Annotated in this window: 3 protein-coding genes; all 3 read right to left on the reverse strand. The window is 68.4% G+C overall.

Going from position 1 to position 2,640, the window contains the following annotated elements:
• On the reverse strand, nt 1-759 hold a 759-nt coding region (locus ACT84W_RS02625; RefSeq protein ID WP_444328116.1), incomplete at its 3' end, for a 3-dehydroquinate synthase family protein.
• Nucleotides 756-1,661: a prephenate dehydrogenase gene (locus ACT84W_RS02630; protein ID WP_417576511.1), complete on the reverse strand. Its 906-nt coding sequence runs from the start codon at nt 1,659-1,661 to the stop codon at nt 756-758. The genes ACT84W_RS02625 and ACT84W_RS02630, both read right to left, overlap by 4 nt.
• A 2-nt stretch (nt 1,662-1,663) precedes the next feature.
• Nucleotides 1,664-2,640 (reverse strand): 3-deoxy-7-phosphoheptulonate synthase (gene aroF / locus ACT84W_RS02635; protein ID WP_444328117.1); only part of this gene is annotated, 977 nt, incomplete at its 5' end.

Raw genomic sequence — 2,640 nt, forward strand, 5'->3', positions numbered from 1 at the left:
GAGGCCGCGCTCGCGCTCGTCGGCGTCGACGACGTCGCGCTTGATGCGGACGTTCTCTGCGACGATGCGCACAAGCTTCTCCTCGGGGCAGTCCGCGAAGGTGAGCGGCTCGCGCGAGAGCTCGGCCAGCAGCTCGGGGTCCGCGAGCACCGCGTGCTTGACGACCTCCCCGACCGAGTCGCGCATGAGCGAGGGCTCGATGCTCGCGAGGCAGCGCACGTCGGCGACGACGGCGGAGGGCTGCCAGAAGAACCCGCAGAGGTTCTTGCCGTGCGCGAGGTCCACGGCGACCTTGCCGCCGACGCTCGAGTCGACCATGGCCAGAAGCGAGGTCGGCACCTGGACGACCTGGATGCCGCGCAGGTACATCGCAGCGGCGAGGCCGCCCATGTCCCCGGTGACGCCGCCGCCGAGCGCGACCACGACGTCGTCTCGGGTGAGGCCCGCCTCGGCGAGGCCCTCGAGCAGCGTCTCCAAGGTCGCGAGGCACTTGTGTTGCTCGCCCGCTGGGAAGGTCAGGACGGAGGTCTTATAGCCGGCGGCCTCAAGCGACGCCTCGACGGCGTCGGCGTAGAGCGGCCCCACGTTGGTCTCGGTGATCACACAGGCGCGCTCGCCGCCGGCAGCGTCGCGCGCAACCGCGCCGACGCGCTCGAGGACGCCCGCGCCCACATGGACGTCATAGGAGCGCGAGGGGGTGTTCACGGCGATGACGACCTCGCCGGCGCGCGCGGAGGCCCCGCTTTCCTTCTTGCTCATCGGCCCTCGATCTCCCTCTTTATGCGGTCGCCGTCCGCGAGCAGGCGCTCGAGCTCCGCGGCGTCGCGGCCGTCGATGGCGTCCTTGTAGTCCTGCAGGTTCTTGATGATGATGCCGAGCTCGTCGGAGAGGTAGTCGGCGTTGTCCAGGAACAGCTCGGTCCACATGGGGGCGTTGAGGTGCGCGACGCGCGTGAGGTCGCGGTAGCTCCCCGCGGAGAACCCGTGGTGGTCGCGGGCGGTCGGGCTCTTCACGTAGGCGTTCGAGACAACGTGGCAGAGCTGGGAGGTGAAGGCGATCATGCGGTCGTGCACCGGGGCGGAGGCGGGGGTGAAGCTGCCAAACTGGCACGGGGCAAGCAGCCTCTTCAGGCGCTCGAGGATATCGACGCGCTCGAAGTCGTCCATGCCCTCGGGCGGCACGACGACCATCGGCGCGCCTTTGAACATGGTCGCGCGGGAGTGCGCGAAGCCGGAGTACTGGGTCCCTGCCATGGGGTGGCAGCCGACGAAGTGCCAGCCGCGGCCCTGGGCGATCTCCCCGCACTTCTCGCAGATGATGCGCTTGACGCCTACCGTGTCGATGACGATGGCGCCCTCTGCGATGAGGTCGGCCTTCTGTGCGAGCCAGTCGATGGCAGACTGCGGGTAGCCTGCGAGGATGATGAGCTCGCAGGTGCCGACGACCTCGTCGGTGAGCTCGCCGCGGACGGTCTCGATCTCGGCGAGCTCGAGGGTGGAGCGGGTGCGGTTCCAGGCGTAGACGTCGACGTCGGCCGCGCGGAAGGCGCGGGCGAAGGAACCCCCCATGAGGCCGAGCCCGACGACGCCCACACGCCCGGCAACGTAGCCCGGCGTCGCGTCTGCGTCTTTTGCTTTCTCTTTATTGTCTATTTGGGCCATCGCTACGCCTCCTGAATGTCGGCCGTCACAGCCTCGCGGATAAGCGCGATGCGGCGCATGGCGTCGGAGAACATCTCGGGCGTGAGCGCCTGTGCGCCGTCCGACCAAGCCTGCGAGGGGCAGTTATGGACCTCGATCTCGAGGCCGTCGGCGCCCGCCGCCGTCGCCGCGTAGGCAGCGGGGCGCACGTAGCGCGTGTAGCCGGTGGAGTGCGAGGGGTCGCCGACGACGGGCAGGTGCGTGAGGTGGTGGAGCACCGGGATGGCATTTACGTCGAAGGTGTTGCGGGTGCGCGTCTCGAAGGTGCGGATGCCGCGCTCGCAGAGGATGACGTTCTGGTTGCCCTCGCTCATGATGTACTCGGCGGCCATGAGGAACTCGTCGATGGTCTCGGACATGCCGCGCTTGAGCAGCACTGGGATGCCCGTCTTGCCCACCTCTCGAAGCAGGGGGAAGTTCTGTGCGTTGCGGGCGCCGATCTGCATGATGTCGATCTGCTTGTCGACGAACAGCTGCACGTCGCGCGGGTCCATGACCTCGGTCACGACGGGCATGTCGAGCTCGGCCGACGCCTCCTTGAGCAGGTCGAGCCCGCGCTCGCCCATGCCCTGGGAGGTGTAGGGGGAGGTACGGGGCTTGTAGGCGCCGCCGCGCAGGATCGTGGCGCCGGCCTCCTTGCAGGCCCGCGCGATGGTGAAGAGGTTGTCGCCCTCGACCGAGCACGGCCCCGCCATGACCTGGAAGTGGCCGCCGCCGATCAGCACGCCGTGGCCGCAGTCGACGACGGTGTCCTCGGGGTGGAACTTGCGGTTGGCCTTCTTGAAGGGCTCGGTCACGCGCTGGACGCGCTCGATGATGTCCATGCTCTCGAGCAGGAAGGGGTCGATCTTGGAAGTGTCGCCGATGATGCCGACGATCGTCTCCTCGTCGCCGGGAGAGACGTTCGTCTTATAGCCGCGGTCCTCGATCCACTTGACGA

It is taken from the genome of Paratractidigestivibacter sp., from assembly GCF_052362415.1.
In the GTDB taxonomy this organism is placed as follows: Bacteria; Actinomycetota; Coriobacteriia; order Coriobacteriales; family Atopobiaceae; genus Paratractidigestivibacter.

Bases quoted from the DNA above. Each gene is read 5' to 3' on its own strand.
- ACT84W_RS02630 (WP_417576511.1), bottom strand. From the start codon at position 1,661: ATGGCCCAAATAGACAATAAAGAGAAAGCAAAAGACGCAGACGCGACG.